General features: G+C 34.0%; 26 protein-coding genes and 1 riboswitch. Of the genes, 10 read left to right on the top strand and 16 right to left on the bottom strand.

Annotated elements, in window-relative coordinates:
- Positions 1 to 25: 25 nt before the first annotated feature.
- Positions 26 to 1456 carry an anion permease gene (locus AAYQ19_RS13620; protein ID WP_343536957.1) on the top strand — a complete coding sequence of 477 codons (1431 nt, stop codon included), beginning with the start codon at positions 26 to 28 and terminating at the stop codon, positions 1454 to 1456.
- Here the strand turns inward: AAYQ19_RS13620 and AAYQ19_RS13615 are convergent.
- Positions 1453 to 1758: an N-acetyltransferase gene (locus AAYQ19_RS13615; RefSeq protein WP_343536956.1), complete on the bottom strand. Its 306-nt coding sequence runs from the start codon at positions 1756 to 1758 to the stop codon at positions 1453 to 1455. The two genes, AAYQ19_RS13620 and AAYQ19_RS13615, sit on opposite strands and share 4 nt — an antisense overlap.
- Before the next feature lie 283 nt (positions 1759 to 2041).
- Here AAYQ19_RS13615 and AAYQ19_RS13610 point away from each other — a divergent pair, with 283 nt between their 5' ends.
- The 3 genes from AAYQ19_RS13610 to AAYQ19_RS13600 all read left to right on the top strand — a co-directional run bounded on the left by AAYQ19_RS13610 (position 2042) and on the right by AAYQ19_RS13600 (position 3700).
- A complete protein-coding gene (locus AAYQ19_RS13610) occupies positions 2042 to 2701 on the top strand; it encodes an alpha/beta hydrolase family protein (RefSeq protein ID WP_343536955.1) in 660 nt (219 codons plus the stop codon).
- Positions 2702 to 2876: 175 nt separating this feature from the next.
- Positions 2877 to 3179, top strand: coding sequence for a hypothetical protein (locus tag AAYQ19_RS13605; RefSeq protein WP_343536954.1), 303 nt, complete (start codon positions 2877 to 2879; stop codon positions 3177 to 3179).
- Between the two features lie 155 nt (positions 3180 to 3334).
- Positions 3335 to 3700, top strand: a complete 366-nt coding sequence (locus AAYQ19_RS13600; protein WP_343536953.1) for a hypothetical protein — start codon at positions 3335 to 3337, stop codon at positions 3698 to 3700.
- A gap of 203 nt (positions 3701 to 3903) precedes the next feature.
- Here the strand turns inward: AAYQ19_RS13600 and AAYQ19_RS13595 are convergent, their stop codons facing one another.
- Positions 3904 to 4419: a hypothetical protein gene (locus AAYQ19_RS13595; RefSeq protein WP_026727579.1), complete on the bottom strand. Its 516-nt coding sequence runs from the start codon at positions 4417 to 4419 to the stop codon at positions 3904 to 3906.
- A 169-nt stretch (positions 4420 to 4588) separates the two neighbouring features.
- Here AAYQ19_RS13595 and rpmH point away from each other — a divergent pair, with 169 nt between their 5' ends.
- Complete coding sequence (rpmH, locus tag AAYQ19_RS13590) at positions 4589 to 4750, top strand: 50S ribosomal protein L34 (protein WP_008464848.1); 162 nt, start codon at positions 4589 to 4591, stop codon at positions 4748 to 4750.
- Between the two features lie 144 nt (positions 4751 to 4894).
- Positions 4895 to 7750 carry a carbamoyl-phosphate synthase large subunit gene (gene carB / locus AAYQ19_RS13585; RefSeq protein ID WP_343536951.1) on the top strand — a complete coding sequence of 952 codons (2856 nt, stop codon included), beginning with the start codon at positions 4895 to 4897 and terminating at the stop codon, positions 7748 to 7750.
- 316 nt (positions 7751 to 8066) lie between these two features.
- Here carB and AAYQ19_RS13580 read toward each other — a convergent pair whose 3' ends face one another.
- From AAYQ19_RS13580 to AAYQ19_RS13565, 4 genes are read right to left on the bottom strand one after another with little or no spacing between them, the layout of a single operon-like run.
- A complete protein-coding gene (locus AAYQ19_RS13580) occupies positions 8067 to 8603 on the bottom strand; it encodes a GFO_1091 family lipoprotein (protein ID WP_343536949.1) in 537 nt (178 codons plus the stop codon).
- A 1-nt stretch (position 8604) separates the two neighbouring features.
- Complete coding sequence (locus tag AAYQ19_RS13575; protein ID WP_343536948.1) at positions 8605 to 9132, bottom strand: GFO_1090 family protein; 528 nt, start codon at positions 9130 to 9132, stop codon at positions 8605 to 8607.
- Between the two features lie 20 nt (positions 9133 to 9152).
- On the bottom strand, positions 9153 to 9611 hold the full coding sequence (locus AAYQ19_RS13570; protein WP_343536947.1) for a PG0215 family putative anti-sigma factor: 459 nt from the start codon (positions 9609 to 9611) through the stop codon (positions 9153 to 9155).
- Complete coding sequence (locus tag AAYQ19_RS13565; protein WP_343536945.1) at positions 9598 to 10107, bottom strand: GFO_1088 family ECF-type sigma factor; 510 nt, start codon at positions 10105 to 10107, stop codon at positions 9598 to 9600. Before AAYQ19_RS13565 ends, AAYQ19_RS13570 begins: the two co-directional genes overlap by 14 nt.
- A gap of 161 nt (positions 10108 to 10268) precedes the next feature.
- Between AAYQ19_RS13565 and AAYQ19_RS13560 the strand changes: the two genes are divergently transcribed.
- Positions 10269 to 11741: a GFO_1087 family putative carboxy terminal peptidase gene (locus tag AAYQ19_RS13560; protein ID WP_343536943.1), complete on the top strand. Its 1473-nt coding sequence runs from the start codon at positions 10269 to 10271 to the stop codon at positions 11739 to 11741.
- A gap of 72 nt (positions 11742 to 11813) precedes the next feature.
- On the opposite strand, the gene AAYQ19_RS13555 is transcribed toward AAYQ19_RS13560, so the two are convergent.
- The 7 genes from AAYQ19_RS13555 to AAYQ19_RS13525 all read right to left on the bottom strand — a co-directional run bounded on the left by AAYQ19_RS13555 (position 11814) and on the right by AAYQ19_RS13525 (position 19289).
- Positions 11814 to 12866, bottom strand: a complete 1053-nt coding sequence (locus tag AAYQ19_RS13555) for a YncE family protein (protein ID WP_343536941.1) — start codon at positions 12864 to 12866, stop codon at positions 11814 to 11816.
- A 5-nt stretch (positions 12867 to 12871) separates the two neighbouring features.
- Complete coding sequence (locus tag AAYQ19_RS13550) at positions 12872 to 14725, bottom strand: TonB-dependent receptor plug domain-containing protein (protein ID WP_343536940.1); 1854 nt, start codon at positions 14723 to 14725, stop codon at positions 12872 to 12874.
- A 27-nt stretch (positions 14726 to 14752) separates the two neighbouring features.
- Positions 14753 to 14959, bottom strand: a riboswitch (cobalamin riboswitch).
- Between the two features lie 67 nt (positions 14960 to 15026).
- Positions 15027 to 15563 (bottom strand): alpha-ribazole phosphatase, encoded by a 537-nt coding sequence (cobC, locus tag AAYQ19_RS13545; protein ID WP_343536939.1) that lies wholly within the window; start codon positions 15561 to 15563, stop codon positions 15027 to 15029.
- Positions 15548 to 16345 carry an adenosylcobinamide-GDP ribazoletransferase gene (locus AAYQ19_RS13540; protein WP_343536937.1) on the bottom strand — a complete coding sequence of 266 codons (798 nt, stop codon included), beginning with the start codon at positions 16343 to 16345 and terminating at the stop codon, positions 15548 to 15550. The genes cobC and AAYQ19_RS13540 overlap by 16 nt, the downstream gene beginning before the upstream one ends.
- A gap of 176 nt (positions 16346 to 16521) precedes the next feature.
- Positions 16522 to 18201 (bottom strand): nicotinate-nucleotide--dimethylbenzimidazole phosphoribosyltransferase, encoded by a 1680-nt coding sequence (cobT, locus tag AAYQ19_RS13535; RefSeq protein ID WP_343536936.1) that lies wholly within the window; start codon positions 18199 to 18201, stop codon positions 16522 to 16524.
- Between the two features lie 93 nt (positions 18202 to 18294).
- Positions 18295 to 18819: a bifunctional adenosylcobinamide kinase/adenosylcobinamide-phosphate guanylyltransferase gene (cobU, locus tag AAYQ19_RS13530; RefSeq protein WP_343536935.1), complete on the bottom strand. Its 525-nt coding sequence runs from the start codon at positions 18817 to 18819 to the stop codon at positions 18295 to 18297.
- Between the two features lie 107 nt (positions 18820 to 18926).
- Positions 18927 to 19289, bottom strand: a complete 363-nt coding sequence (locus AAYQ19_RS13525; protein ID WP_343536933.1) for a C1orf53 family protein — start codon at positions 19287 to 19289, stop codon at positions 18927 to 18929.
- Between the two features lie 95 nt (positions 19290 to 19384).
- On the opposite strand from AAYQ19_RS13525, the gene AAYQ19_RS13520 reads away from it, so the two are divergent.
- From AAYQ19_RS13520 to AAYQ19_RS13510, 3 genes are all read left to right on the top strand, one after another.
- Positions 19385 to 20527, top strand: coding sequence for an ABC transporter substrate-binding protein (locus tag AAYQ19_RS13520; protein WP_343536931.1), 1143 nt, complete (start codon positions 19385 to 19387; stop codon positions 20525 to 20527).
- Between the two features lies 1 nt (position 20528).
- A complete protein-coding gene (locus AAYQ19_RS13515; RefSeq protein ID WP_445709696.1) occupies positions 20529 to 21554 on the top strand; it encodes a FecCD family ABC transporter permease in 1026 nt (341 codons plus the stop codon).
- A 99-nt stretch (positions 21555 to 21653) separates the two neighbouring features.
- Positions 21654 to 22430: an ABC transporter ATP-binding protein gene (locus tag AAYQ19_RS13510; protein WP_343536930.1), complete on the top strand. Its 777-nt coding sequence runs from the start codon at positions 21654 to 21656 to the stop codon at positions 22428 to 22430.
- On the opposite strand, the gene AAYQ19_RS13505 is transcribed toward AAYQ19_RS13510, so the two are convergent.
- The 3 genes from AAYQ19_RS13505 to AAYQ19_RS13495 all read right to left on the bottom strand — a co-directional run bounded on the left by AAYQ19_RS13505 (position 22417) and on the right by AAYQ19_RS13495 (position 25032).
- Positions 22417 to 23163 carry a hypothetical protein gene (locus AAYQ19_RS13505; protein ID WP_343536928.1) on the bottom strand — a complete coding sequence of 249 codons (747 nt, stop codon included), beginning with the start codon at positions 23161 to 23163 and terminating at the stop codon, positions 22417 to 22419. The two genes, AAYQ19_RS13510 and AAYQ19_RS13505, sit on opposite strands and share 14 nt — an antisense overlap.
- A gap of 771 nt (positions 23164 to 23934) precedes the next feature.
- A complete protein-coding gene (locus AAYQ19_RS13500) occupies positions 23935 to 24393 on the bottom strand; it encodes a tRNA (cytidine(34)-2'-O)-methyltransferase (protein ID WP_343536926.1) in 459 nt (152 codons plus the stop codon).
- Positions 24394 to 24468: 75 nt separating this feature from the next.
- The gene (locus AAYQ19_RS13495) at positions 24469 to 25032 is read right to left on the bottom strand and encodes a pseudouridine synthase (RefSeq protein ID WP_343536924.1); all 564 of its coding nucleotides are present in this window, start codon (positions 25030 to 25032) and stop codon (positions 24469 to 24471) included.
- Positions 25033 to 25091 lie beyond the last annotated feature (59 nt).

Below are 25091 nucleotides of genomic sequence, written 5' to 3'. Positions count from 1 at the left end.
TTTAATTAATTTAAATCTTGTTTTTATGAAAGAAGTGCAAATTCCCCAAACCTTGATTACGCTTGCCGTTGGAATCGCAATTTGGTTGATTCCTGCCCCAGAAGGTGTTGTTGTTGAAGCATGGCATTTGTTTGCCATTTTTGTCGCGACCATTTTAGGAATTATTCTAAAAGCTGCGCCAATGGGAACCATGTGTATGATTGCCATTGCAATTACGGCTTTTTCGCAAGTTTTGGCTCCTGGAGATGCAGGAAAGTCAATAACTTTAGCTTTAAGAGGATTTGGCGATAAGGTAATTTGGCTTATTGGAATTTCGTTTTTTATTGCGAGAGGATTTATTAAAACGGGTCTAGGAAACAGAATCGCTTTTTTGTTTGTTCGGATTTTTGGGAAAAGCTCGCTTGGATTGGCGTATGGTTTAGGTTTAGCCGATTTGGTTTTGGCGCCAGCTGTTCCAAGTAATACGGCAAGAGGAGGCGGAATTGTATATCCAATTATGAAATCAATGTCAATGAGTTTTGGCTCAATGCCAGATAAGCCAGAAACACATCGAAAATTAGGAGCTTATCTTACTTTGAATAGTTATAATGCAAATTTAATCGCGTCATCAATGTTTTTGACAGGAACGGCAAGTAACCCAATGTGTCAAAAATTTGCGCTTAATCTCGGGATTAAAATCAGCTGGATGTCTTGGGCAATTGCAGGGATTGTTCCTGGGCTTGTTGCTTTTTTTGTGATTCCGTTCGTGCTTTATAAAATATATCCGCCAGAATTGAAAAAAACCGGCGATGCTCCACAATTTGCAGCTCAAAAATTAAAAGAAATGGGCGCTATAACACGTAATGAATGGCTGATGCTTTTAACTTTCTTTATTTTGCTGTTTTTATGGATGACAGGAGATTTGTTTTCTATAGATGCAACAACAACGGCATTTATAGGTTTAGTTATTTTACTTTTGACTTCAGTTTTAACTTGGGATGATGTAAAAGCAGAAACAGGTGCTTGGGACACTATTGTATGGTTTTCGGTTTTGGTGATGATGGCCAGCTCGCTCAATGAATTAGGATTTATAGGCTGGTTCAGTGATTTAGTAAAAGTGCAAATAGGTGGCTTAAGCTGGCAAATGGCTTTTCCTATTATTATATTAGTCTACTTTTTTAGCCATTATTTATTCGCAAGCGCAACTGCCCACGTAGCGGCAATGTATGCGGCTTTGTTAGGTGTTGGAGTTTCGCTTGGAATTCCAGGTTTGCTTTTGGCTTTTATGCTTGGTTTTGTAGGATCGCTATACGGAACTTTAACACATTACGGACATGGACCAGCACCAGTTTTCTTCGGAAGTGGTTATGTCGACCTAAAAAGCTGGTGGGTCAAAGGGTTAATAACCGGATTGGTTATGCTCTTTATCTATATGGTAATAGGAGGTTTGTGGCTCCGTGTAATAGGATACTTTTAAATCCTGATTCCTGGAGGAAGCAATTCCTTGTATTTTGGATTTTTTTTGAAAAAAGTTACAATTTTCGGGTGAATCGGAACAACTCTGAATTTCTTTTCGGTATTCAGTTCCATAATGCTTTTTAGCATGTTGTCAATTGCGGCTTGATTGTCAAAACCTTCTGGTGTATTGATTTTAGTTAGAAAAATTTTCTTTTCCTGAAATGAATATTCTACAGAAAGCATTCCTTCTGGCGCAATAGTTTCAAATTGTCTTGCAAAAGCATTGTCTTTGATCGGAGCAGTGATTTCAGTTGATTCCATAATTTGTCATTTTTTTAATAGGTTTAAAATATAAAATAGATTTAGGGCGTTGTCCTGTTTAAAAAGCTTATGTAGGAATCTTAAACGGGACAGATTTGGACTGCAAAGTTAATCATTTGATTTTCAATATAAAATTATTTTTTTTGGAGATCGATTTTTGCATATTTTGTAATTTAATTTGTTTTAATATATAATTATGGTGTAAGATTTGCTGTGCATATTGTTTAAAAAAGTAAATTTATCTAGAAATTAAGATTTGTAATTAAAATCCCTTTTTTGACAAATGAGTAAAATTCCTGTTTATTTTATGCCTGGCCTTGCAGCTAGTCCAGCTATTTTTGAAAGAATTAAATTAGATGAATCTGTTTTTGAAACTCATTTGCTTGAATGGGAAATTCCAAAACAAAAAGAATCTTTGTCTGATTATGCGCTTCGTATTGCTCAGAAAATTAAGCATGAAAATCCGATTTTGATTGGAGTTTCATTTGGAGGGATTTTAGTTCAGGAAATTTCGAAACATATAAAAGCTCAAAAAGTAATTATTATTTCGAGCGTAAGAAGCAATGCTGAGTTTCCGAGAAGAATGAAAATCGGGAAATCAACAAAAGCCTACAAGCTAATTCCGATGAAACTGATTTTGAATATTGAAAATTTGGCGAAATATTCTTTCGGGGAAAAAGTAAAGAAAAGAATCAAATTATACGAGAAATTCTTAGCAGTTCGTGATCTTAATTACCTACAATGGGCTGTAGAGTCAGTTATTTTATGGGATCGAAATACAGTTGACGATAATGTAATTCATATTCATGGCGATCAAGATGATGTTTTTCCAATAAAATACATCAATAAATGCATTGTTGTGAAAGGAGGGACTCATATTATGATCCTTAATAAGTATAAATGGCTGAATGAGAATTTGCCTTCTATAATATTGGAAGATTAAAAAAATAAATTCCAATTTTTTTAAATTCCAAATTCCAAATTTCAATTTTCAAGTTTCGATCTTTGTCAAAGTTTCAAACTTTGACAAAGGTTTGCGCAAAGTAACCATTTAGTTTGTCATCCCGAGGAACGAGGAATCTCCGCAAGTAGCTCCACAAAGTAATTTAAGAAAAAGTATGAGAATCTGTATAATTGTTTTGGTTCTGGTTCTAGTGGGATGTGAGTCTCCAAAGAAAAAATATGATTTTACTTTTTATAAATGGAATATCCATGAATCGTATTATTTGAAATTTAATTCTTCGGATACGCTTTATTATGTGGATGCTTACGGTTTTAAAAAAGAAGAAACTTTTTTTACAATTTTGAATAAAGAGGAAAAGGAAAGAATTCAAAATATATTGGATACGATTACTTTTCCGAAAGAAGAAAGTTTTGAAAATAGTACGGTGATGATGGAGAAACTAATGCATTTGTATTAAAGAGCGAACAAAAGTCTAAAAAACTTAAAATTCACGAATCTGGTCCTGAACAATTTTGGCTTTTTGGGAAAGTATTAGAGAGAATTAAGCTTGGCCATGAATTTGCTAAAACAAATAAAAAAGTAGATTTAAAGGAAATTAATGATATGGTCTTAATGAAGGTGCCATCTTCTTTTGTTGTTGAAACTAAATTTAATAATCATTATGATATTTATCCACCAGATTGTTATTTAATTTTTCAAAATAAAAAACACTTAATAAAAGAAATTTATAAGTACAAGCGTGGGATTTTAAATGAATACTGGTTCTTAGGGAGTGAAGGTTTTGCTGTTGAAAAGTTGGGTATGAATGGGAATAAATATAGCAAAGAACAAGAATGTTTTAAGTTTTTAAATTTAGAAAAAGCAAAAGATTATTTGGCTTTTAATTCTGTAAAATATAAAATTGATTACATTAAAGGGGATACAAGTATATCTAAAATTGATACAAATGACATTGTTATTTTTATTGATGAGAAATGATTGTATAAAGTATTTACATGCAAATATCTTTCGTGGATTAGCTTATAAAACCTATCACCATAGCCTTTATAAAAGTGAAAATCTTTTTGAGATGCTTCTTTAGCGAAACAAAAGATTATAAAGGATAGCAGAAAATGCTTAAAAAAAATCCCAAACACCAGAAAATTGGAATTTGGGATTTAAATATTGTAATTTAAAGAAATCTAGATTTTCTTCATTTGTTCTTTCATCATCGAGATTTGCTCTTTCAGCATTCCTTGTTTGTCTAATTTCTTAGCTTCGTTTAATAAATTAGTCGCTTCAAGTTTTCTTCTGCGTGACATGGCAACTCCCGCAAGGTTTAATTTGGCTACGGCCAAATCCATATCCATTGACAATCCAAACTCGATTGCTTTTTTGAAATGTTTCTCCGCCTGATTGATATTTGTTTGAGACAACATGATTCCGTGAAGGTAGTTGAAGTATCCTTGTTGTTTTCTTACCAAAGCTGTTTCAGGATTTTTGATGTATGCAAGCCATTTTTGAGCTCCAGGAAAGTCTTGTTTTCTTAATTTAAGGAAAGCTAAAAGGATGAATTCGTTTTTGAAATAAAGAAAAATCGGAATTGCAGTCAATAAAATCAAGAATATACCATTCCCAATATTACTTTCTGTAAATTGCCAAATGCCCGCCACTACTAGAAGTCCGGCCAAAATAAGTTTAATATTTTTGTTAAACATAATAGATGTATATTTGTGATTGCAAATATAGTAAAAGGAATTAAAAATATTTTTATAAAAGTGCTTGCCAGTGAAAAAAGTCTTTGTATATTTGCACTCGGTTTTTGAACAACGATATCCAAAACCAAAATAAAGAGTTAATAGATACCATTTTTAAAGATACAAAGCAATGAGCAAAAGAACATTTCAACCATCGAAAAGAAAAAGAAGAAATAAGCACGGATTTATGGACAGAATGGCTTCTGCGAATGGAAGAAAAGTTCTAGCGCGTAGAAGAGCAAAAGGAAGACATAAATTAACTGTTTCTAGCGAGCCTAGACACAAAAAATAATGTTTGTATAAACATACATAAGGCGATTACTTTTTTAGTATCGCCTTTTTTTATACCTTGTCGGTAAAATTTTCTCAACTTTCTAGTTTATAGTGTACTAGAAATGTTTTTTCAAATCGTAAATAACTACACAATACATACAAAATGCCTAAAGACACATCAATAAAATCAGTTTTAATAATAGGTTCAGGACCTATTGTTATTGGTCAAGCTTGCGAATTCGATTATGCGGGATCTCAATCTGCACGTTCGATTCGTGAAGAAGGAATTGAGGTTATCTTGATTAACTCGAACCCAGCAACGATTATGACCGACCCATCTATGGCCGATCATATTTATTTGAAACCTTTAACTACAAAATCGATTATTGAAATTCTGAAGGAACATCCACAAATTGACGCTGTTTTACCAACAATGGGAGGACAAACAGCTTTGAACTTGTGTTTGGAAGCTGAAGAAAAAGGAATCTGGCAGGATTTCGGAGTAAGATTAATCGGTGTTGATGTTAACGCAATTAATATTACTGAAGACAGAGAGCAATTTAAACAGCTTTTAGAGAAAATTAATGTACCAACTGCACCTGCAAAAACAGCTACTTCTTACTTAGAAGGAAAAGAAATTGCTCAAGAGTTTGGTTTCCCGCTTGTAATTCGTCCTTCGTTTACACTTGGAGGAACTGGAGCTGCTGTGGTATACAAAAAAGAAGATTTTGATGAGCTTTTAACACGCGGACTTGAAGCTTCTCCAATTCACGAAGTTTTGATCGACAAAGCTTTGATGGGATGGAAAGAATACGAGTTAGAGCTTTTAAGAGATAAAAATGATAACGTTGTAATTATCTGTTCAATCGAAAACATGGACCCGATGGGAATCCATACTGGAGATTCGATTACAGTGGCACCAGCGATGACATTATCGGATACAACTTTCCAAAAATTACGTGACTACGCAATCTTAATGATGAGAAGTATCGGAAACTTTGCGGGAGGATGTAACGTACAATTCGCAGTTTCGCCAGACGAAAAAGAAGATATCGTAGCAATCGAAATCAACCCTCGTGTGTCTCGTTCTTCTGCTTTAGCATCAAAAGCGACTGGATATCCAATTGCGAAAATTGCTTCTAAACTTGCTTTAGGATACAACTTAGATGAATTGCAAAACCAAATTACAAAATCTACTTCAGCTCTTTTCGAACCAACGTTAGATTATGTAATCGTAAAAATACCACGTTGGAACTTCGATAAATTTGAAGGTTCAGACAGAACTTTAGGACTTCAGATGAAATCTGTAGGTGAGGTTATGGGAATTGGACGTTCTTTCCAAGAAGCACTTCACAAAGCAACTCAATCTTTAGAGATTAAGAGAAATGGCTTAGGTGCTGACGGAAAAGGATACAAAGATTATGAAATGATTATCGATAAACTGACTCACGCAAGCTGGGATCGTGTTTTCGTAATTTATGACGCAATTGCGATGGGAATTCCATTGAGCACAATTCACGAAATTACAAGAATCGATATGTGGTTCTTGAAACAATACGAAGAACTTTATATTTTAGAAAAAGAAATCTCAAAATACAAAGTTTCTGATCTTCCTAAAGAATTGTTGCTTGAAGCGAAGCAAAAAGGTTTTGCTGACAGACAATTGGCTCACATGATGAGTTGTCTAGAGAGTGAAGTTCACACTTTGCGTACGGACATGAATATCAACCGTGTGTTCAAATTAGTTGATACGTGTGCGGCTGAGTTTAAAGCAAAAACACCTTATTACTACTCAACTTTTGAGGCAGAAATCGAAAAAGCTAACGGAGAACGTTATGTAGAGAACGAAAGTGTTCATACAGATAGAAAGAAAGTAATCGTTTTGGGTTCTGGTCCAAACAGAATTGGACAAGGAATCGAGTTTGATTACTCTTGTGTGCACGGGGTTTTAGCAGCTAAAGAATGTGGTTACGAAACGATCATGATTAACTGTAATCCTGAAACAGTTTCTACGGATTTCGATACAGCTGATAAATTATACTTTGAGCCAGTTTTCTGGGAGCATATTTATGACATCATCCAACACGAAAAACCAGAAGGTGTAATCGTTCAATTAGGAGGACAAACTGCTCTTAAATTAGCAGATAAACTTTCTAAATATGGAGTGAAAATCATCGGAACTAGTTTTGATGCTCTTGACTTAGCAGAAGATAGAGGGCGTTTCTCTGACTTATTAACTGAGTTAAACATTCCTTTCCCAAGATTCGGAATCGCTGAAACGGCAGATGAAGCTTCTAAATTAGCGGATACTTTAGATTTCCCACTTTTAATTCGTCCTTCTTATGTATTGGGAGGTCAGGGAATGAAAATTGTAATCAACAAAAAAGAGCTTGAAGAACATGTTATCGATTTGTTGAAAGCAATTCCAGGAAACAAATTATTGCTAGATCACTACTTAGCTGGGGCAATCGAAGCTGAAGCTGATGCAATTTGTGATGCTGATGGAAATGTGTACATCATCGGAATTATGGAGCATATCGAGCCTTGCGGAGTTCACTCTGGAGATAGTAACGCAACATTGCCTCCTTTCAACTTAGGAGAATTTGTAATGCAGCAAATTAAAGATCATACGCATAAAATTGCTAGAGCTTTAAAAACAGTTGGATTAATCAACATCCAATTCGCAATTAAAGATGATACGGTTTACATTATCGAGGCAAATCCTAGAGCTTCTAGAACGGTTCCGTTCATTGCAAAAGCTTATGGCGAGCCTTACGTAAACTATGCTACAAAAGTAATGTTAGGACACAATAAAGTAACAGATTTTGATTTCAATCCGCAATTAAACGGATTTGCAATCAAACAACCAGTTTTCTCTTTCAGCAAATTCCCGAATGTAAACAAAGCATTAGGGCCAGAAATGAAGTCAACAGGGGAAAGCATCTTGTTTATTGATGACTTGAAAGATGATCAATTCTACGAATTGTACTCTAGAAGAAAAATGTATTTGAGTAAATAATCTCAGACTCTAACATAAAAAAAGCTCCAATGAAGATTGGAGCTTTTTTATTTTCTGAAACGGATAGTGAAAAGTACACCAATTATGATTGTGGGCAACCATAATATAAATGAAAATTCTCCTAATGTTTTTTTAAACTGACCAACTGATTCTCGGCTAGTGAATTGGCTTATACCAAAAAAAAACATTGCAATGCCTAAAATAACTATCCAGCACCCGAGTTTTGATTTTTTATTCATTTGAATTAATTTAAGAAGGCTTAAATATAAAAAAAGCCCCAATGTTATTTGGAGCCTTTTGTAAAGTAAAATTCTAATTATTTAACCAGCTGTTGCAAAGGCTTTAATTGTTCCATATTGATGTTTGATTTCTGTATAACTGACATCAATGTCATAATGTTATTTGGGTTCATGTTTTTTCCTAAAACACGTACTACTGCAAAACCATTTTCCTTTCTGTTGGCAAAAATGACAAACTCTTCGATGTTTTCATCAGTTCCAACATAACTTACTGAAGCGCCGTCTTTGCCAGAACCCACTTTCATCAATTGCTGATATTTTGGATCTTTTAAAATGGCATTTACTTTTGTGCGTTCTGTTTCAAATTCGGCTTGATTTTTATCTGTTGCTTTAAAAGCTAAAATGTTCATCTTGTCAAACGATTTTATAGCTTCGTTTTGCTCGGCAGTCAAATTTGTTTTATCTAAATTCAAAATATTAGACGAAACATCAATTGCGATAAAATCCTTCTTTTCGTTATGTTCAACAAAATATTTTTGTAACGATGGTTCAGAATTGCAGCTTATCAAAGTCAGCAATAGTATAAGGGCTGAGGTAAAAACACGAACTTTCATCTTATTTTTTGCCTTTAGAGGCTTTTTTTAAGTCGCTTCCGCCAGGAAGTTGCATTTTGTCTGTCAATACTGAAATCTCGTTTAAGTCAAAATTACCAGTCAAGGATAGCAACACTGTTTCATCGGTTTTTGCTCCATCAACAAACATCAGCAATTCTCTTATTTGAGAGTCAGTTGCGCCTGATTTTACCATTATTCTAACATTTTTACCGCTGTCGTTTACTCGCATTAATTCTTCTAAACCAGCAGTTTTGATGTATTTGTCCGCAGAAGCTTTCATATCAGCTTCAATTTTTGGATTTTTAGTGGTGAACACTTTTAAATAATCTAATTTTTTGATCAGATTAATGTATTGTTGCGTTTCTTTATCCGAAGCATCAACTTTTACTTTGCTCATTAAATCGAACATTTTTTTGTTTACAATTACTGAAGTTACATCGTCTTGACCGTCAAATTTGTCAAAAGCGCCTTGTGCGTAAAAAGTTGTGGTAACAAAGGCGAATACTAAGGTTATAATGAAATTTTTCATGATTATTTTTTTGTGTTTAATTACTGTTTAAAGATTTTGTTTTTTGATTGTTCATATTCGTTAATGTATTGCACACTTTCAATGCCTACATTAACATGTGTTGATAATAATGCCAAAGCTTTTTGCGTAGCTTTCAACGCTTCTTCAGGATCGTCATAGGTTCCTAATTCTGATTGTGCTACTGCAGAAGCTGCAGTTTTTTCGCCTGCAAAATAGTAAGCACCAATCCCTAGTAAAACAACTGCCGAAGCTGCAATTGATAACCACGCCACATTTCGTTTTTTAGTTTGTAGCGGAATCTCTTGTGTTGATCTTTGTTGTTTTACTTGAGAGAAATAACCAAACATTGGCTGATATTGCTCTAAATGCTGCGCAACATTTGGAGACGAAAAGTACTCTTTAAGTTCTTTTTCTTCAGCAATAGTGGTTTCTCCCTGAAAGTATTTTTCTAATATATTTTCTATTCTATCTAATTCCATAACTGTGTGTGTTAACCATTGATTCTCGTATTTTTTTTCTCGCTCTTGAAAGTGCTACTCTGATAGCAGTTTCATTCATGTTGACAATTTTCGCAATTTCATCAAATTCATATTGTTCAACATCGCGAAGCTGAATTAATATTTGGAGCTGCTCTGGCAGCTGACTTATGATTTTTTCTACCCATTCTAAGCTGTCAGAATCTTCTAGTTTTCGATCTAACTGAGGTTCTCGATCTGTAAAATTGTTGTGCACAATTTTGAGATTTCCTGCTCTTTTAGATTTCAATTGATCCAAACAATAATTTTTTGTCATGGTCATGGCAACTGCTTCGATATTATTATAGGAATCCAAATTGTCTTTTTTGTTCCATAATTTTGCCATCACTTCCTGAGTAGCATCTTCGGCCTCTTCGGTGCTGGTGAGCAATCTTTTTGCCAGACGAAAAACTTTGTCTTTGAAAGGATTAATTAATTCTATAAACACATTCTGATTCATAAAATTGGTTGGTTATTCGTTAGCTTATATAGTCAAGACGAGGCACTATTATTTTTGTTACAGCCACTTTCAAAAAAAATTACAGAAAAAATGAAATAAACTTGCGTCTGTTAAAACTAAAGATAGTATTTTTACGTTAATAGATTACCAAAAGCATTATTATGAAAACAATTTTAAGGAGTTTATTGCTGATTTTTCTGCTGGCATTTGCTTTGCAGTCCTGTGAAGACCAGGATGATGTAGAGTCTCCGGCAACTTTGCAAGTAAATGATTTTATCTGGCACGGATTAAATGAAGTTTATTTGTGGCAGGCTGATGTGCCAAATTTAGCAGATGATCGATTCAGTACGAAGGCTGAATTAAACTCTTACTTGTCTGGATATTCAGATCCCGAAGAATTATTTCAAGATTTACTAAATAAACCAATAAGCAAGTATCCTGCAACGGCAATTGACCGTTTTAGCTGGATTGTTGACGATTATACTGTTTTGGAACAAGAGCTTAACGGAATTACCAAAAATAATGGCGTTGATTTTAAATTGAGCAGAGTTTCTGATGGATCAAATGATGTGGTAGGTTATGTACGTTACATTATTCCAAATTCTGATGCTTCAACTAAAGCTATAAAAAGAGGTGATTTTTTTACGGCTGTAAATGGTACAAAACTTACGGTTTCTAATTATCAGTCATTATTGTTGACTCCTGACAGTTACACTTTAAATCTTGCGGATTATAATGGTTCTTCATTTACATTGAATGGGAAATCTGTTGCTTTGACTAAAACAGTTTTAGAAGAAAACCCGATTTTGATCAATAAAGTAATCACTACTGGGGGGCATAAAATTGGTTATTTAATGTATAATGGATTTTATTCTGAATATGATACTAAACTAAATCAGGCTTTTGGGGAATTAAAAGCGCAAGGAGCGACAGATTTAGTTTTAGATTTAAGATACAATGGAGGAGGTTCTGTGCGTTCTTCAACTCGTTTGGCAAGTATGATTACAGGCCAATTTGATGGAAAAGTGTTTTCAAAACAGCAATATAACTTAAAATTAATGGCTACGATGACTACAGAAGATTTAGAGTCATTGAATCAGCGATTTGTTAATAATATTGATGGTACAGCGCTAAATAGCTTGAATTTGCCAAAAATATATGTTATAACAACGGGTAATACTGCATCTGCAAGTGAATTGGTTATTAACGGATTGAAACCATATATTAGTGTTATTCAGATTGGAGAAACAACGATTGGGAAAAACGTAGGGTCATTTACGGTTTACGATTCTCCAACTTTTACAAAAACTAATGTAAATCCAAATCATAAATACGCAATGCAACCATTGGTTTTTAAAATTACCAATTCGCTAGATTTTGGAGATTATACTTCTGGATTAGTTCCTACTTATGTTCAGCCAGAATATGTTAGCAGTTACGGTGTTTTAGGGGATCCTTCTGAGCCGTTATTGAATTTGGCAATTTCTAAAATTACTGGAGCTACAGCTAAAAAAGTTCAAACCGACAGATCTCCTGATTTACCTTACATAAGCGATTCGAAAAAAATCAACGGAATACGAAATGAAATGTACTTGGAAAATGCTCCAAAAGAGTTTACAAGATCTTTAAAATAAAAAAAAGGCTTTCAGAAATGAAAGCCTTTTTTTCAAAAAAAATCCAAAAACTAATTTAAAAATAGGTATTTATTAATTGTTGAAGTAAAAACCATTTGGCCCAATACCAACAGTTAATTCTTTTTGCGATACACCACTTAAGTTGTAGATGTAAGCTTTGCTGTTTGAAGCGTAATCTCCTGCATCAGCAATAAAAATTTTATCATTGTTTACTGCGAAACCATATATTGAACCTCCAGTTGAAAGCGTTGCTGTAAAGATTGGAGTAGTTGCGGCATCAGTTGCTGTTGCGTTAATAGCGTAAACTGCTTTGCCTACGGTGTAATAAATCTTGTCATTGTAAATGTCTAGATAACCAGCACGTCCTTGAGCTTGTGGAATTGTAATTTTTGAAGCTGTCTTGTCAGCAAGTTTTACTTTTACAATTTCGCTGCTTGCACCTGAAAGACCTCTCAAGATGTATAATATGCCGTCTTTTACTTCCATAGAATCAGCATTGTAGCCAACAGTTACAGGTGTTTCCAATGCTTTTGTAGCAGGATTTACAACTAATAATTTATCGCTTGAATAAGGCTCTGTGATGTATAATTTGCCATTTTCTAACAAAATTCTGTTTGCTGTAGCATTCAAGTCGATTTTAGACTCATATTTGTTAGTTGCTAAGTCAATAATTGCAACATAATCATCTGTATCACCAGTAGCTGGATTGATGTATGAATATGTATTTGCATTTGTTACATATGCTTTTCCGTCTTTTACAACACCATATCTTGGGTTTGCAAGACCAGAATCAATTTTTGCAACTAATTTAAAAGTGTAACGGTTTACAACATTAATTACGTTTGATCCACCAGCGATGATATATGCATTATCGCCATTGAAAAAGATGTTTTGAAGATATACTCCTGCAAAATCACCAGCATTTGCAGTTTTATAAACGTCGGCAGTAAAGTTTGATAAATCGTCACTTGCAAAAGAAACTGATCCACCTCCAGTACTTCCTTCATTCAAGATGAAAAATCCATTATCATAAGCTCCTTTTGGAGTATCATTATCATCATCATTAGAACAAGAAACAAAGAGCGAAACGCTGATTGCTAATAAAAATAATCTAGTTAATTTCATTATATTTAGAATTTAAGGTTTAAGTACATATTAAAATTTCTTCCCGGCATCGGCCTGTTTTCAAGACTTTCATAATTTTCGTTCCAAAGATTCAAAACCTGAAAACCAAGCTTGAAAGAACTCAAAAGTTTAAAATCATAATCAATTCCTATGTTTGAAACCGTGTAAGCATCAACAATTTGATTTGGATCATTGTCAGCTTGCGTATAAACAAAACCGTTGTAAAGGAATTGATAGTAAGCTGAAATTCGACTTCTTGAATATGAAACCCCAGCAGTCACTTTATTGAAGGGAACAAAAAAGAGTTGTTTTTCAGTTTCTACATTTTTTGAAACGGTGTAGGCATAAGTTGCATTGGCTCCAAAATAATTCTTCCCGTATTGTTTTTTCCAGCTCAACAAAGTTTCAGCGCCATAGCTGTTGACTTTGTCTGTGTTTTGTGGTGTCCAAATTCCATTTGCTCCAGGAACCCAACGTAGCAAATCAGTGATTTTGATGTAATAGATGGTTTGTGTAAGCGAAATGTTTTTGAAAGTAAAAACGTTTCCAATTTCCGCTTGATAGGAGCTTTCGGGTTTTAAATTTGGATTTCCGCCTTCTTCCCAGTACAAATCATTAAAAGTCGGAATTCTGAAATTTCGAGATAAATTCAGTTTCAAATTATACAGTTTTCCAAATTGATAAGAGGAACCTAAATTGAACAAAACTGGCGATTTGTAATTGTCTGTAAACTCTTTTCTAATACCAAACTCATTTTTCCAATCCTTCGAAAAATCTTGTTTAACTAATAAAGCGGCAGAACTAATTTCTCGCGTATTATCGCCAAAACCACTTCCGTAGCCTTTGGTGCGATTGTAATCTAAAATTCCGTTTACTTGTGTTGATTTGAAAAGCGTGTATCCTAAATCTGCTTTCGTAATAAAGCTTTCTGTTTTCCCGTAAGTATATTGATTGAAAGCGTTGTTTGCGTAATATTGATAATTTTCAAAAATATACGCTGTTTTGAAATTGGCTGTAAACTTGCCGTAATTTCCGTCGTATTCCAATAGATTTCTGTTGAAGCCGTTTACGTATTTGCTTTTGGTTTCAGATTCTGTTACTAATGATGTATTTCTGTCCGTATTCGATGTTTGAGTGTATAATTTTAAGCTGTTTTTAGCATTAAGTTTATAACCCAAATTCGCGCTCATCGTGATAATGTCGTATTGGCCGTTTTGATTCCAGCGTTGTTCGCCTTGCCAAGTATATCGATTCAAATATTTATAATCGTTGGTTGAGCTGTTTTTTGAAAAACCAATTTGTGCGCTCCATTTTTGATTGGAAATATTTGTTTTATAATTGATTCCGATTGTGTTAAAACTCCCATAATCAAGTTTTAAATTATTCTCAAAACGATTATAAAATGCCAAATCGTTATTTAAATGGACTGTTCCGCCAACCGCTCCACTTCCGTAAATGACACTTCCGCCACCAGCTTTTACACTAATCGAATTATAATCGGCACCAGAAATTGTGTTGAAATCGGTACTTCCATTCATTTGAGAATTGATGTTGATTCCGTTCCAAATCACTGCGGTCTGCGAAGCTGTCGTTCCTCTAAAGGCAACTGTCGAAAGCATGCCTCGACCATATTCTTTGAAATAAATGGTAGAGTTGAAATTCAATAAATCGGTCAATAAAGCCTCATTTTTATTGATGACAGAATCATTGAGTTTTAAAACTGATTGTGAAGTAGAATATTTTTTAAGATTAGAATCAGAAACTAAAACTTCTTTTAAACTGGTAATAGAATCTTTCTGCGCCGAAATTAATTGGCACAATAATAATAAACTAAAAGCGAAATATTTTTTTAAAGTCATAATTTCTACACTCTTTTTCCCGAGAGTTCGATCTTTGTTTCAAAGGCAGGTCTCCTGGCTTGCGTCTTGTTGTTTGCCTTCCCATCACGCAAGGCGTGACAGTGGATTTGTAGTTACAACAAGCATTCTTTTTAGAACTAAGCTTACAGTTGCGGGTACAGCTCAAGATTTTACTTGATTCCCTTTTAATGTGTTTTCTTAAATTAAAACACAACCTTAATTTTGCGCAAAGATAAAGTTAAAATTATGGAATTTTCAAATTTGTTTTGCATTTTCGATCAAATTCTGAACAAAAGCTTTGTCAAAGCTCAATTTTAATGACTTGTCCAAAATCAACTTTATTTTGAAAAGCTTCTTTTAAAGGCAATGAAGTATGATGACATAAGATGCTTCTGATGATTCCGGCATGTGCCACAACAACAATTGGATGTTGTATGTTTTTTGAAATATGATTCAACAAAAAATCACCGACACGATAGTGTAAGTCGACAAAGGATTCTCCGTTTGAAACTTTAATATTCACAAAATCTTCCATCCACGGATTGAGTTGTTCGGGCGGAATTTCGTTCCAATTTTTAAGTTCCCAATCGCCAAAATTCATTTCTTTCAAACGGTCATCTTCGTGATACGAAATGGTTTTGATGTTGTTTTGGATGTGTTTTGACAAAGTCACACAACGCTTCAATGGACTTGAATAAATAATTGCTTCTGGAGGCAATTGCGAAACAATTTCATCAAAAATTTGATCAAAAGGAACAGCAATATCTACATCCGATTGTCCATAGCAAATTCCTTTTTCGCAAACAGTTTCGGTATGGCGAACTAGATAAATTTCCATATAAAAAGAAGGCTTAAGTAAAAAATAACTTCACAGACTTGTTGCGTTGCGCCAAGACAATCGCCAGTATAACCGTCAATCCATTTTTGGAAATAGCGAGCCAAAAAATATCGAGTCAAAAAAACAGGAATAACAATTAAAAGTGTTTTTATTTCAAAAGAAAAATAAGCGAGTGCCAACAACGGAAGTAATCCGAAGAAAAAAGATCCGAAAATTTCTTTCCAAGTATGCTGTTTTGCAATGGGCTTGCTTTTGCTAGTTGCATCATCTCTAGAATATTCATGCGTAAAAATAATACTAATGGCACTCAATCGGCTTAAAGAATGAACTGAAATAAAAAATAAGTATAATAAAAAATAGTTGTGATTATTTTTAAAAATAAGAATCGATTCTGAAAGCAATTTGAATTTAGCTAAAAACAACAAAACCAATCCAATCGCCCCGTAAGCTCCAATGGCACTGTCTTTCATAATTAAGAGGATTTTTTCTTTGGTCCAACCTCCACCAAATCCGTCGCAGACATCCGCAAAACCATCTTCGTGAAATGCACCTGTCGCTAAAATCGAAGCGATAATCGCAAAAATCACAGCACTTTCAATTGAAAGAAATAAAGAAAAAATATAGAAAGCCGAAAATGAAATACTCCCAACAATCCAGCCAATTAAAGGGAAATATCGGGTTGCTTTGTTTAAATAATCAGGATGATGCGTAATGTTTTTTGGACAAGGAATTCGGGTGTAAAACATTAAACAGGTGAAGAAAATGTGGAGTTCTTTTTTCATTATATATTGATTTTCCATTTAGTATGTCATTTCGACGAAGGAGAAATCTCCGTTAGAAGCTCGACATAGTTTGGCAATTATCTGAGTGGAGTTCCATGCGAAGATTTCTCCTTCGTCGAAATGACAAAAATGAGAATAAATCATAACGAAACATAATTATTTTAAAAAATAGAGGATTATTTCCTGCTAACTCCCGCAGTTTCAAAACTAGCCATTTCATTCAAAAATGCCTCAGCCGATTTCAAAATTGGAAAAGCAATTGCACAGCCAGTTCCTTCTCCCAGGCGCAAGTCTAAATTTAAAATGGGTTTTGCATTTAAGTACTGAAGCAGTTTTTGATGTGCATTTTCAGCAGAGCAATGGCAAAAAACAACATTTTTTATAATTGCAGGATTAAGTTTTGAAGCAATTAAAAATGCCGTGCTGCAAATAAATCCATCGACTAAAATCAGCATTTTGTGCTCAAAGGCTGTTAGCATGCCACTCGCCATTTGAATAATTTCAAAACCTCCGAAGAAAGCTAATTGTTCTTTTAATTCGGCTTGACCGGAATAATTTTCGATTGCTTTTTTGAGTAAATTATGTTTCTGAATTAATTTTTCATCAGCAACTCCTGTACCTTTTCCTATACATTCTTCAATCGGAAAACCAGTTAAAATGCTTATCAAAACCGAAGCGGTTGAAGTGTTTCCAATTCCCATTTCACCAAAACCAATGCAATTTGAACCTGTTTTGGCAATACTTTCAACTATTGATTTTCCTTTTTCAAAACATAATTTTAATTCGGATTCGCTCATGGCAGGCACATGTAGAAAAGACTGTGTGCCTTTGGCAATTTTAGCATCAATCAATTTTGCATTTGTAGGGAAGTCATAATTGACACCAGCATCAACAATTGATAATTGAATATCATTTTGTTTGCAAAAAACATTAATTGCAGCGCCTCCATCCAGAAAATTAGTAACCATTTGTCGCGTCACATCTTGCGGATAAGCGCTTACGCCATGATTTGCAATTCCGTGATCGGCTGCAAAAACAACCATATTTGGATTTATGATTTTTGGATTTAAGGTTTCGAAAACGGTCGCTATTTGAAAAGCAATTGTTTCTAAAGTGCCAAGTGCGCCAACTGGTTTTGTCTTTGAATCTATTTTTTCCTGCAGTAGTTTGTCAAAATTGGCCGCAGTTTTGTGTTGTGACGAAAAATTGGTGTTGATTTCTGAAATAGCGTTTTCGTTGATATTTTGAATTTCAGTACAAATTGGTGCTTCTGATTTCTGCCTCCAATGCAATTGCTGCAACATTGGTTGATTGTTATAATTTGTTGCAGGTTTCCCGATGCAGAAATAACCAAGAGGTTCAATGTTTTCAGGTAAATCAAGGATTTTCTTAAATTGATAATAATTTAAGATAGAAACCCAGCCCATGCCGTAACCTTGCTCTGTTAGCGAAAGCCAAATATTCTGTGCCGCGCAAACCGAGCTGAATTTTACTGCTTCATTGCTGCCAACAGTTCCAATTGTAAATTGATTCAAAACTGAACGGTCGTAGGCAATTATTAGTCCGATTGGTGCTTCTTCAATGGCCTCCAATTTCAAAGATTTGTAAAGTGCTTTTTGTTTGGGATTGTCGGTAAGTGATTCTGCTTTTTTATTATAATCTAAAAATAGGTTTTTAATGGCTGTTTTAACTTCAGAGGATTTTATGAGATAATATCGTGTAGCGTCAGTCAGTCCAACAGAAGGCGCCCAATGTCCAGCCTGTAAAGCTTTTTGGATCACTTCATCAGGAACTTCATCGGTGGTAAAATGTCGGGTGTCGCGACGTGATCTTAATATATCGTCTAAATGGCTCATTCTTTTTTAAATTCCAATTTTTAAATTCCAAATTCCAAACGCGAAAATGAAAAAATGATAGTAAAGGTAAACTATAGCTTTGGAATTTGGAATTTATATTTTGGAATTTTCGCCTTTTATTTTAACCGGAATTCCCGAAACCATTAAAACAACTTCATCAGCATTTGAAGCTAAAAATTGATTCATCCAGCCTTGCAATTCAGTAAATTTTCTGCCAATATGAGTGTCAGCGTGAACGCCCATTCCGATTTCGTTGGTAACAATAATGAGTGTAGCATTTTCCTGATTGGCAATCGAAAGAAATTCTTTTTTTGCTTCCTCTAATGCTAGTAAAACGTCATTTTTAGTGTCTACAAAAAAGTTGGTTAGCCAAAGTGTAACGCAATCGATAAGAGCGACTTTTCCCGAAAAATCAATTTCGCTTAAATGTTTTTCTTTTTCAATATTAGTCCAACGCTCGTCGCGTTCTTGTTGATGACGATCGATTCTATTTTGGAAATCTGAATCCCATTTTCTGGCTGTTGCTACATAAAGTGGCGAATCAGAAAGTTGTAAAGCTAAATTTTGAGCATAACTGCTTTTTCCGGATCTTTCACCGCCAGTAATTAAATAAATCATTTTATAGTGAGTTATAAATTATAAATTATGAGTTATGAATTGTCTTTGAGTTACAAGTTATACTTATGATCTAAAACTCATAATTTATAACTTATAATTCATAATTCTTAATAAGGACAATGACGACAACCGTTTCCGCAACAGCTTCCTCTTTTGAGATGGTACCAGGTTTTAAAAACCATATTGCCATTTTCCATATAATAGTCAATTCCTTCGATAAGTTTTTCTGTTTTGGGCAACAAGGCAGCTTTGTTTTTTAAAGCTTTTTCGGGAGTTATGGTTTCTATATAAGCATCAATTTTATCTTCGCAGGCCTCTTTGAAACAAGTAGGGCATAGGCAGTCGCCTCCTTCCGAAAGATTAAAAATATGTGGGTAATCATTGCACCAACATTTGTTTTCAACTGAAATATCTCCACAGCTGAAAGAAGTCTCACAGCTTGAGCAAATTTTTGTTTTTATGATATTCATAATGTAAAGATACAATTTGTTGAATTTTGTAAGAATAAAAGTAAACAAAAAAATCAGAAAATGATTTACCTTTGTCCCTATCCAAAACGTTAAACATGAAATTTTATTTACCTAAGTTAGTATTTTTTCTTTCTTTTTTTATTCTTACAGGATGTAAAAAAAGTGAGAATATTGAAACCGTAAAGTCAGAAACTGCAAAAAATAGCATCGAATTTGCATCAGGGCTTTCGATTGTAAAACAAGAAGGATATTCTGTAGTTACAATCTCAAATCCTTGGCCTAATGCAAATAAGGATTTTAAATATGTCCTAAAAGAAAAAGATGCTAAAGTTCCCGACAGTCTTCAAAACTATACTACAATAAAGGTGCCACTAGAATCGGTAGTGGTGACTTCGACAACAAATATTCCGTTTTTAGAAATGTTGGAAGTGGAAGATAAACTAGTTGGTTTTCCGCACACGGATTATATTTCTTCTGAAAAAACTAGGGCGCTTATTGATAAAGGTTCAGTAAAAAATGTTGGACAAAATGAGAAATTAAATATGGAGCAGTTGATCGAATTGTCTCCAGATTTGATCGTAACATTTGGAGTAGACAACAACAATCCGATGTTGGATAATTTGAAGAAAAGTGGATTAAACGTTTTAATTCAAGGCGATTGGATGGAACAATCTCCACTTGGAAAAGCCGAATGGATTAAGCTTTACGGCGCTTTATTTGGTAAAGAAGATCAAGCCAAAGAGTTATTTGATAAAATTGTTCAGAGTTATAATCAAGCTAAAAAATTAGTGGCAGATAAACCAGCAACAACAAAAGTTTTATACGGCTCAATGTATGAAGATGTTTGGTATGTAGCCAAAGGGAATAGCTGGGTTGCGCAATTTATGAAAGATGCAAAAGCGGATTATTTATGGAGCAATCTAAAAGGAACAGGAAGCGAAGGTTTGTCTTTCGAAAAAGTGCTGGATAAAGCAAAAGAAGCAAATGTTTGGGTAGTTTCGGGCTCTTTTAAAACTTTGGAAGAATTACAAAAAGCGAATCCGCATTATGCTGAATTTGATGCTTTTAAAAATAAAACGGTTTATTCTATGGAAAGTAAATTTGGAGCCACTGGCGGGACTATTTTTTATGAATTATCGCCAAGCCGTCCGGATTTGGTTTTGAAGGATTATATCAAAATTTTTCATCCCGATTTATTAGAAGGTTACGAATTTACTTTTGCATCAAAATTGAACTAAATTGGCAAATAAAAAACGAAATACCATTTTATTTGTCGTTTTATCTCTCGGGCTTTTGCTGATGTTTTTTGCAAGCATCAGTTTTGGATCTGTGATGATTCCGTTAAAAGAAGTTTTTACAAGCTTAACAGGCGGGCAGGCGACAAAATCAACTTGGGAATATATCATCATTAATTACCGTCTGCCAAAAGCCATAACGGCAGTTTTAGTCGGAACTGGACTTTCCATCAGCGGACTTTTAATGCAGACTTTATTCCGAAATCCGTTGGCTGGGCCTTATGTTTTAGGACTGAGCTCAGGAGCGAGTTTGGGTGTTGCTTTTGTCATTCTGGGTGCCGGATTTTTGCCTTCTTTTTTGCAGGCAATTGCGTTGTCATCGTACGGAATTGTGATTGCTTCAACTTTTGGAAGCACGTTAGTTTTGCTCTTGGTTTTAGTGGTTTCGCAACGATTGCGTGATACTATGGCAATTTTGATTGTTGGATTAATGTTTGGAAGTTTTACGACGGCGATTGTAAGCGTTCTAACTTATTTCAGTACAGCAGAACAACTTCAGAAATTCACTTTTTGGTCAATGGGAAGCCTTGGGAATCTTTCTTGGGGAACGATCATAATTTTGACAGTTTGTGTTGCAATCGGTTTGCTTTTAAGTGCAAGTAGTATAAAACCTTTAAATGCGTTGCTTTTGGGTGAAAACTACGCAAAAAGCATGGGACTAAATTTTAATAGAGCCAGGCTGATCATCATATTTGCAACGAGTATTTTATCCGGAAGTATTACGGCTTTTGCGGGACCAATTGCTTTTATTGGTTTGGCTGTTCCGCATATTGCTAAACTGACATTTCAAACGAGTAATCATACGATTTTGTTTTGGAGTACTTTGTTTTTCGGATCCATCATAATGCTGTTTTGTGATATCGTTTCACAAATGCCAGGATTCGATGTGACGCTTCCAATCAATGCAATTACGTCGATAATCGGTGCGCCGGTTGTGATTTGGCTTTTGGTTAGAAAAAGAAATATTTAAATGAATTTATTGGCCACAGATTAAAACGGATTAAAACGGATTTTCACGGAGAATAAAGACTTAGAAATTTAGCATCTTAGTAACTCAGAATCTTTAAAAATGAAAAATATTTTAACTACTTCAAATTTAACTATTGGATATAAATCCAAGAAGGGAGTTACGACTATTGCTGAGAATCTAAATCTAAGTTTAGCCTCTGGAAAACTCATTACTTTGATTGGTGCAAACGGAATTGGAAAATCAACTTTACTTCGAACCATTACTGGAATTCAGAAACCTTTAGTGGGAAATGTTTATCTGAATGAAAAAAGCATTTCGGCTTACAAACCTTTAGAATTAGCACAAAATCTAAGTTTAGTTTTAACCGAGAAATTACCTCCAAGTAATCTCTCTGTTTTTGAATTGGTCGCACTTGGTCGCCAGCCTTACACCAATTGGGTTGGAACTTTAACTCCAGAAGATATTGTAAAAGTAAACGAAGCTTTAGCCTTAACCCAAATTTCGCATTTAGCAAAAAAGAAACATTTCGAAATCAGCGACGGACAATTGCAGAAAGTCTTAATTGCAAGAGCTTTGGCACAAGATACGCCATTAATTATTTTGGATGAACCTACAACGCATCTTGATTTGCTTCATAAAGTTTCATTATTCAAATTATTGAAAAAACTGACACAGGAAACCGAAAAATGCATTTTATTTTCAACGCACGATATTGACCTCGCCATTCAATTAAGTGACGAAATGATTATGATGACGCCTGAAAATATAGTGCAAGACGAGCCATGTAATTTGATTTCAAACGGAAGCTTTAGCAATTTGTTCAAAGACGAACATATTGTTTTTGATGCTGAAAAAGGGAAGTTTATTGTGAGTTAAGAGCTTCATAACGCACGCGATAAACATGAAGCAAATTTTCTAATTTTTTAGTTTTTATATCTAATTCTCCAATGTTAATTTTTTCATCATTAAAAGCTAGATAAGTTGTAGAATTTTTTCCTCTCGTTTCGACAAAAACTCTATCATTTTTAATGTTTTTCCATTTGACAAGTTTTTCATCTTTAACTTTTATACCTTCTGCATTGATTATAATCTGAGGCCCTTTATCAAGTAATTTTTTAATTTGAGTATAAGCTGAATAAACACTAAGTCCTATGAAGAAAAATCCGAAATAATGTTCTTCATGTAACAAGTAAATACCCATAACAAGCATTCCTAGGCCAAGTAAAAGTGAAAAAAGAATGATGATTTTGGAGTTGTAAATAATAGTTTCTTTTGGTACAGAAATATCATCTTTATAAACATCTTTTTCGAGAAATTTTTTCTCTAGATATTTTAATTTTTGTTTCTGTTCATAATCTTTAAATTCTGTTTTTTCAAACCAGCTTCCACTTTTCCAAATTAATTTTTCTTCAACGGCTTTTCGTTGTAATTCGTGGACATTTCTAACATTTTCGTATGCCCAAATTTTCCATCGATTAACATAATAACTCCATACTAACCATCCCGAAACAAATCCTGAAATAAATCCCAAGGCAATAATCCAACCTTCAAAAATTTGTGCATAGGAAAGGTAGAATCCAATGCCAATTATTGCAAAAGTTACAATCATTGGCAAATGTTTTAATTGCCATCTTCCTTTGCTTAAAGCTTGTTCTACGGTTATAGTGTTGGTCATGTTAGTTTGGGGTGAAATTTATGTTAGTTAATATTGTTTTTTCTGAAGATTCTTTTTTTTGATTCTTAAAGTTTATTTTGAGTCGTTTTTTGCCGTTTTCCATTCGTTAATTTTTCGATGAACAATTTTGAAAATCAAGATTGAAAGCAGAAAAATAGAAATTTTAATTAATAACTCAAGAAATAAATTTGAGGAATATGAACTTGAAGTCATTGTCCAGGAACTTGGCAAGTAATCTCTATGGAAAGAAGTGATAATAATTACTATTCTTTCGATAGAAACTATAAAGAAAAAACTGAAAATTAGTTTTAAAAGAATATTCTTTTGGATTGATTTGATTCTCAGAAGTTGACTCATAGAAAACCAAAGCAAAGGCTGAAGCCAAAATCCAAACCAATATTCACTAAACATTCTGTTGAGCAAATAATTTTTGCTTTCCTGATCGGAAATATTTAATTCGACGATTGTTGCGAAAAAGAAGATGATCAAATAAAGAATTCCAATAAATGAAATGAAGCGGTCTGATTGACTTTGGATTTTTTGGAGAATCGGATTTTTTAGAAATATTGAAAGAAATAAGCAAATAATAGTAATTATTCCATACGTAGAAAAAAAGTCTACCAAAATAAATTCTAAGAAAAACAATAATCTTTCAACCATATATAAATTTGTTCTTTCTGATTAAACAGTAAAACAAATAAACGATTAAATTTTCTTTATTCCAATTTGCCTTTTCGCTTCACCAACCACAAAAGCAACAGAATTTGCAATATTAAAACTGCGAATAAGCGGTGACATCGGAATAGTTAAATGATTTTCGAATCTTGCCATAAATTCCTTGCTCAAACCAACACTTTCTTTCCCGAAAACCAACCAATCGCCATCTTGGAATTCATTTTCTAAATATGATTTTTCAGAATGGGAACTCATTAAAAACACACGAGATTGATCTGGAATCTGAGCAATCCATTCCTCAACATTTTGATATTCGGTTACGTCAAGATGAACCCAATAATCCAAACCAGAACGTTTCAAGTTTTTGTCATTAATGACAAACCCAAAAGGGTGAATCAAGTGCAATCGGCTTTCGGTGCCTACGCACAATCTTCCAATATTTCCAGTATTATTTGGTATTTCTGGTTCAACAAGAACAACGTTTAGCATCTTTTTTGAATTATGAATTATAAGTTATGAATTATGAGTTTTTAGAATTATCTAATTGGCAAATTGCCACATTATCTAATTGAATTGATCCACTTCGAGAACTTCTCCCGCTTTTAGGTTTTGCAAATATACGTTTCCAATTCGAACACGGACTAATCGTAAAGTAGGAAAGCCAACTGCAGAAGTCATTTTTCGAACTTGGCGAAATTTACCTTCATTGATAGTGATTGAGGCCCAAGAAGTAGGCCCGTGGCGCTCATCTCTGATTTTTTTGGCTCTTGGCCCAAAATCAGGGATTTCAGTGACAATAAAAGCTTTACAAGGTCTTGTTTTGTATTTTCCGCCATCAAAACCAATTTCGACACCTTTTTGTAGTTGTTCGATCGCTTCTTGCGTAATAATTCCGTCAACTTGAACATAATATTCTTTGTCGACTTTTTTGCTTCTTACCAGTTCGCTTACCATTCCATCAGTAGTCAGCAAAAGCAAACCTTCAGAATCTTCGTCAAGTCTTCCAATCGCCATTGTTCCTTCGGGGAAATCATACAATTCGCCCAAAAGCTTTTTCTTTCTTTTTAATTCATAAATAAATTGGCTCAAATAGCCGTATGGTTTAAAAAGAATGAAGTGTCTATGCATTTTTTAATTTTTTGCAAAGATAGTTTCTTTGAGAAAATTAACAGAGAAAGTTTGTTTTA

The sequence above is a fragment of the Flavobacterium mesophilum genome, assembly GCF_039581405.1.
Classification (GTDB): Bacteria; Bacteroidota; Bacteroidia; order Flavobacteriales; family Flavobacteriaceae; genus Flavobacterium.
The sequence above is the reverse complement of the archived record's forward strand: the minus strand, read 5'-3'. Positions and strand labels throughout refer to the sequence as shown.

Bases quoted from the DNA above. Each gene is read 5' to 3' on its own strand.
- AAYQ19_RS13610 (WP_343536955.1), top strand. From the start codon at position 2,042: ATGAGTAAAATTCCTGTTTATTTTATGCCTGGCCTTGCAGCTAGTCCA.
- AAYQ19_RS13525 (WP_343536933.1), bottom strand. From the start codon at position 19,289: ATGAATATCATAAAAACAAAAATTTGCTCAAGCTGTGAGACTTCTTTC.
- AAYQ19_RS13550 (WP_343536940.1), bottom strand. From the start codon at position 14,725: ATGACTTTAAAAAAATATTTCGCTTTTAGTTTATTATTATTGTGCCAA.
- AAYQ19_RS13575 (WP_343536948.1), bottom strand. From the start codon at position 9,132: ATGAAAAATTTCATTATAACCTTAGTATTCGCCTTTGTTACCACAACT.
- AAYQ19_RS13495 (WP_343536924.1), bottom strand. From the start codon at position 25,032: ATGCATAGACACTTCATTCTTTTTAAACCATACGGCTATTTGAGCCAA.
- cobU (WP_343536935.1), bottom strand. From the start codon at position 18,819: ATGATTTATTTAATTACTGGCGGTGAAAGATCCGGAAAAAGCAGTTAT.
- AAYQ19_RS13540 (WP_343536937.1), bottom strand. From the start codon at position 16,345: ATGAAAAAAGAACTCCACATTTTCTTCACCTGTTTAATGTTTTACACC.
- rpmH (WP_008464848.1), top strand. From the start codon at position 4,589: ATGAGCAAAAGAACATTTCAACCATCGAAAAGAAAAAGAAGAAATAAG.
- AAYQ19_RS13565 (WP_343536945.1), bottom strand. From the start codon at position 10,107: ATGAATCAGAATGTGTTTATAGAATTAATTAATCCTTTCAAAGACAAA.
- AAYQ19_RS13580 (WP_343536949.1), bottom strand. From the start codon at position 8,603: ATGAAAGTTCGTGTTTTTACCTCAGCCCTTATACTATTGCTGACTTTG.
- AAYQ19_RS13510 (WP_343536930.1), top strand. From the start codon at position 21,654: ATGAAAAATATTTTAACTACTTCAAATTTAACTATTGGATATAAATCC.
- AAYQ19_RS13605 (WP_343536954.1), top strand. From the start codon at position 2,877: ATGAGAATCTGTATAATTGTTTTGGTTCTGGTTCTAGTGGGATGTGAG.
- AAYQ19_RS13620 (WP_343536957.1), top strand. From the start codon at position 26: ATGAAAGAAGTGCAAATTCCCCAAACCTTGATTACGCTTGCCGTTGGA.
- AAYQ19_RS13560 (WP_343536943.1), top strand. From the start codon at position 10,269: ATGAAAACAATTTTAAGGAGTTTATTGCTGATTTTTCTGCTGGCATTT.
- carB (WP_343536951.1), top strand. From the start codon at position 4,895: ATGCCTAAAGACACATCAATAAAATCAGTTTTAATAATAGGTTCAGGA.
- AAYQ19_RS13595 (WP_026727579.1), bottom strand. From the start codon at position 4,419: ATGTTTAACAAAAATATTAAACTTATTTTGGCCGGACTTCTAGTAGTG.
- AAYQ19_RS13570 (WP_343536947.1), bottom strand. From the start codon at position 9,611: ATGGAATTAGATAGAATAGAAAATATATTAGAAAAATACTTTCAGGGA.
- AAYQ19_RS13520 (WP_343536931.1), top strand. From the start codon at position 19,385: ATGAAATTTTATTTACCTAAGTTAGTATTTTTTCTTTCTTTTTTTATT.
- cobT (WP_343536936.1), bottom strand. From the start codon at position 18,201: ATGAGCCATTTAGACGATATATTAAGATCACGTCGCGACACCCGACAT.
- AAYQ19_RS13500 (WP_343536926.1), bottom strand. From the start codon at position 24,393: ATGCTAAACGTTGTTCTTGTTGAACCAGAAATACCAAATAATACTGGA.
- AAYQ19_RS13555 (WP_343536941.1), bottom strand. From the start codon at position 12,866: ATGAAATTAACTAGATTATTTTTATTAGCAATCAGCGTTTCGCTCTTT.
- AAYQ19_RS13615 (WP_343536956.1), bottom strand. From the start codon at position 1,758: ATGGAATCAACTGAAATCACTGCTCCGATCAAAGACAATGCTTTTGCA.
- cobC (WP_343536939.1), bottom strand. From the start codon at position 15,563: ATGGAAATTTATCTAGTTCGCCATACCGAAACTGTTTGCGAAAAAGGA.
- AAYQ19_RS13505 (WP_343536928.1), bottom strand. From the start codon at position 23,163: ATGATTGTAACTTTTGCAATAATTGGCATTGGATTCTACCTTTCCTAT.
- AAYQ19_RS13600 (WP_343536953.1), top strand. From the start codon at position 3,335: ATGAAGGTGCCATCTTCTTTTGTTGTTGAAACTAAATTTAATAATCAT.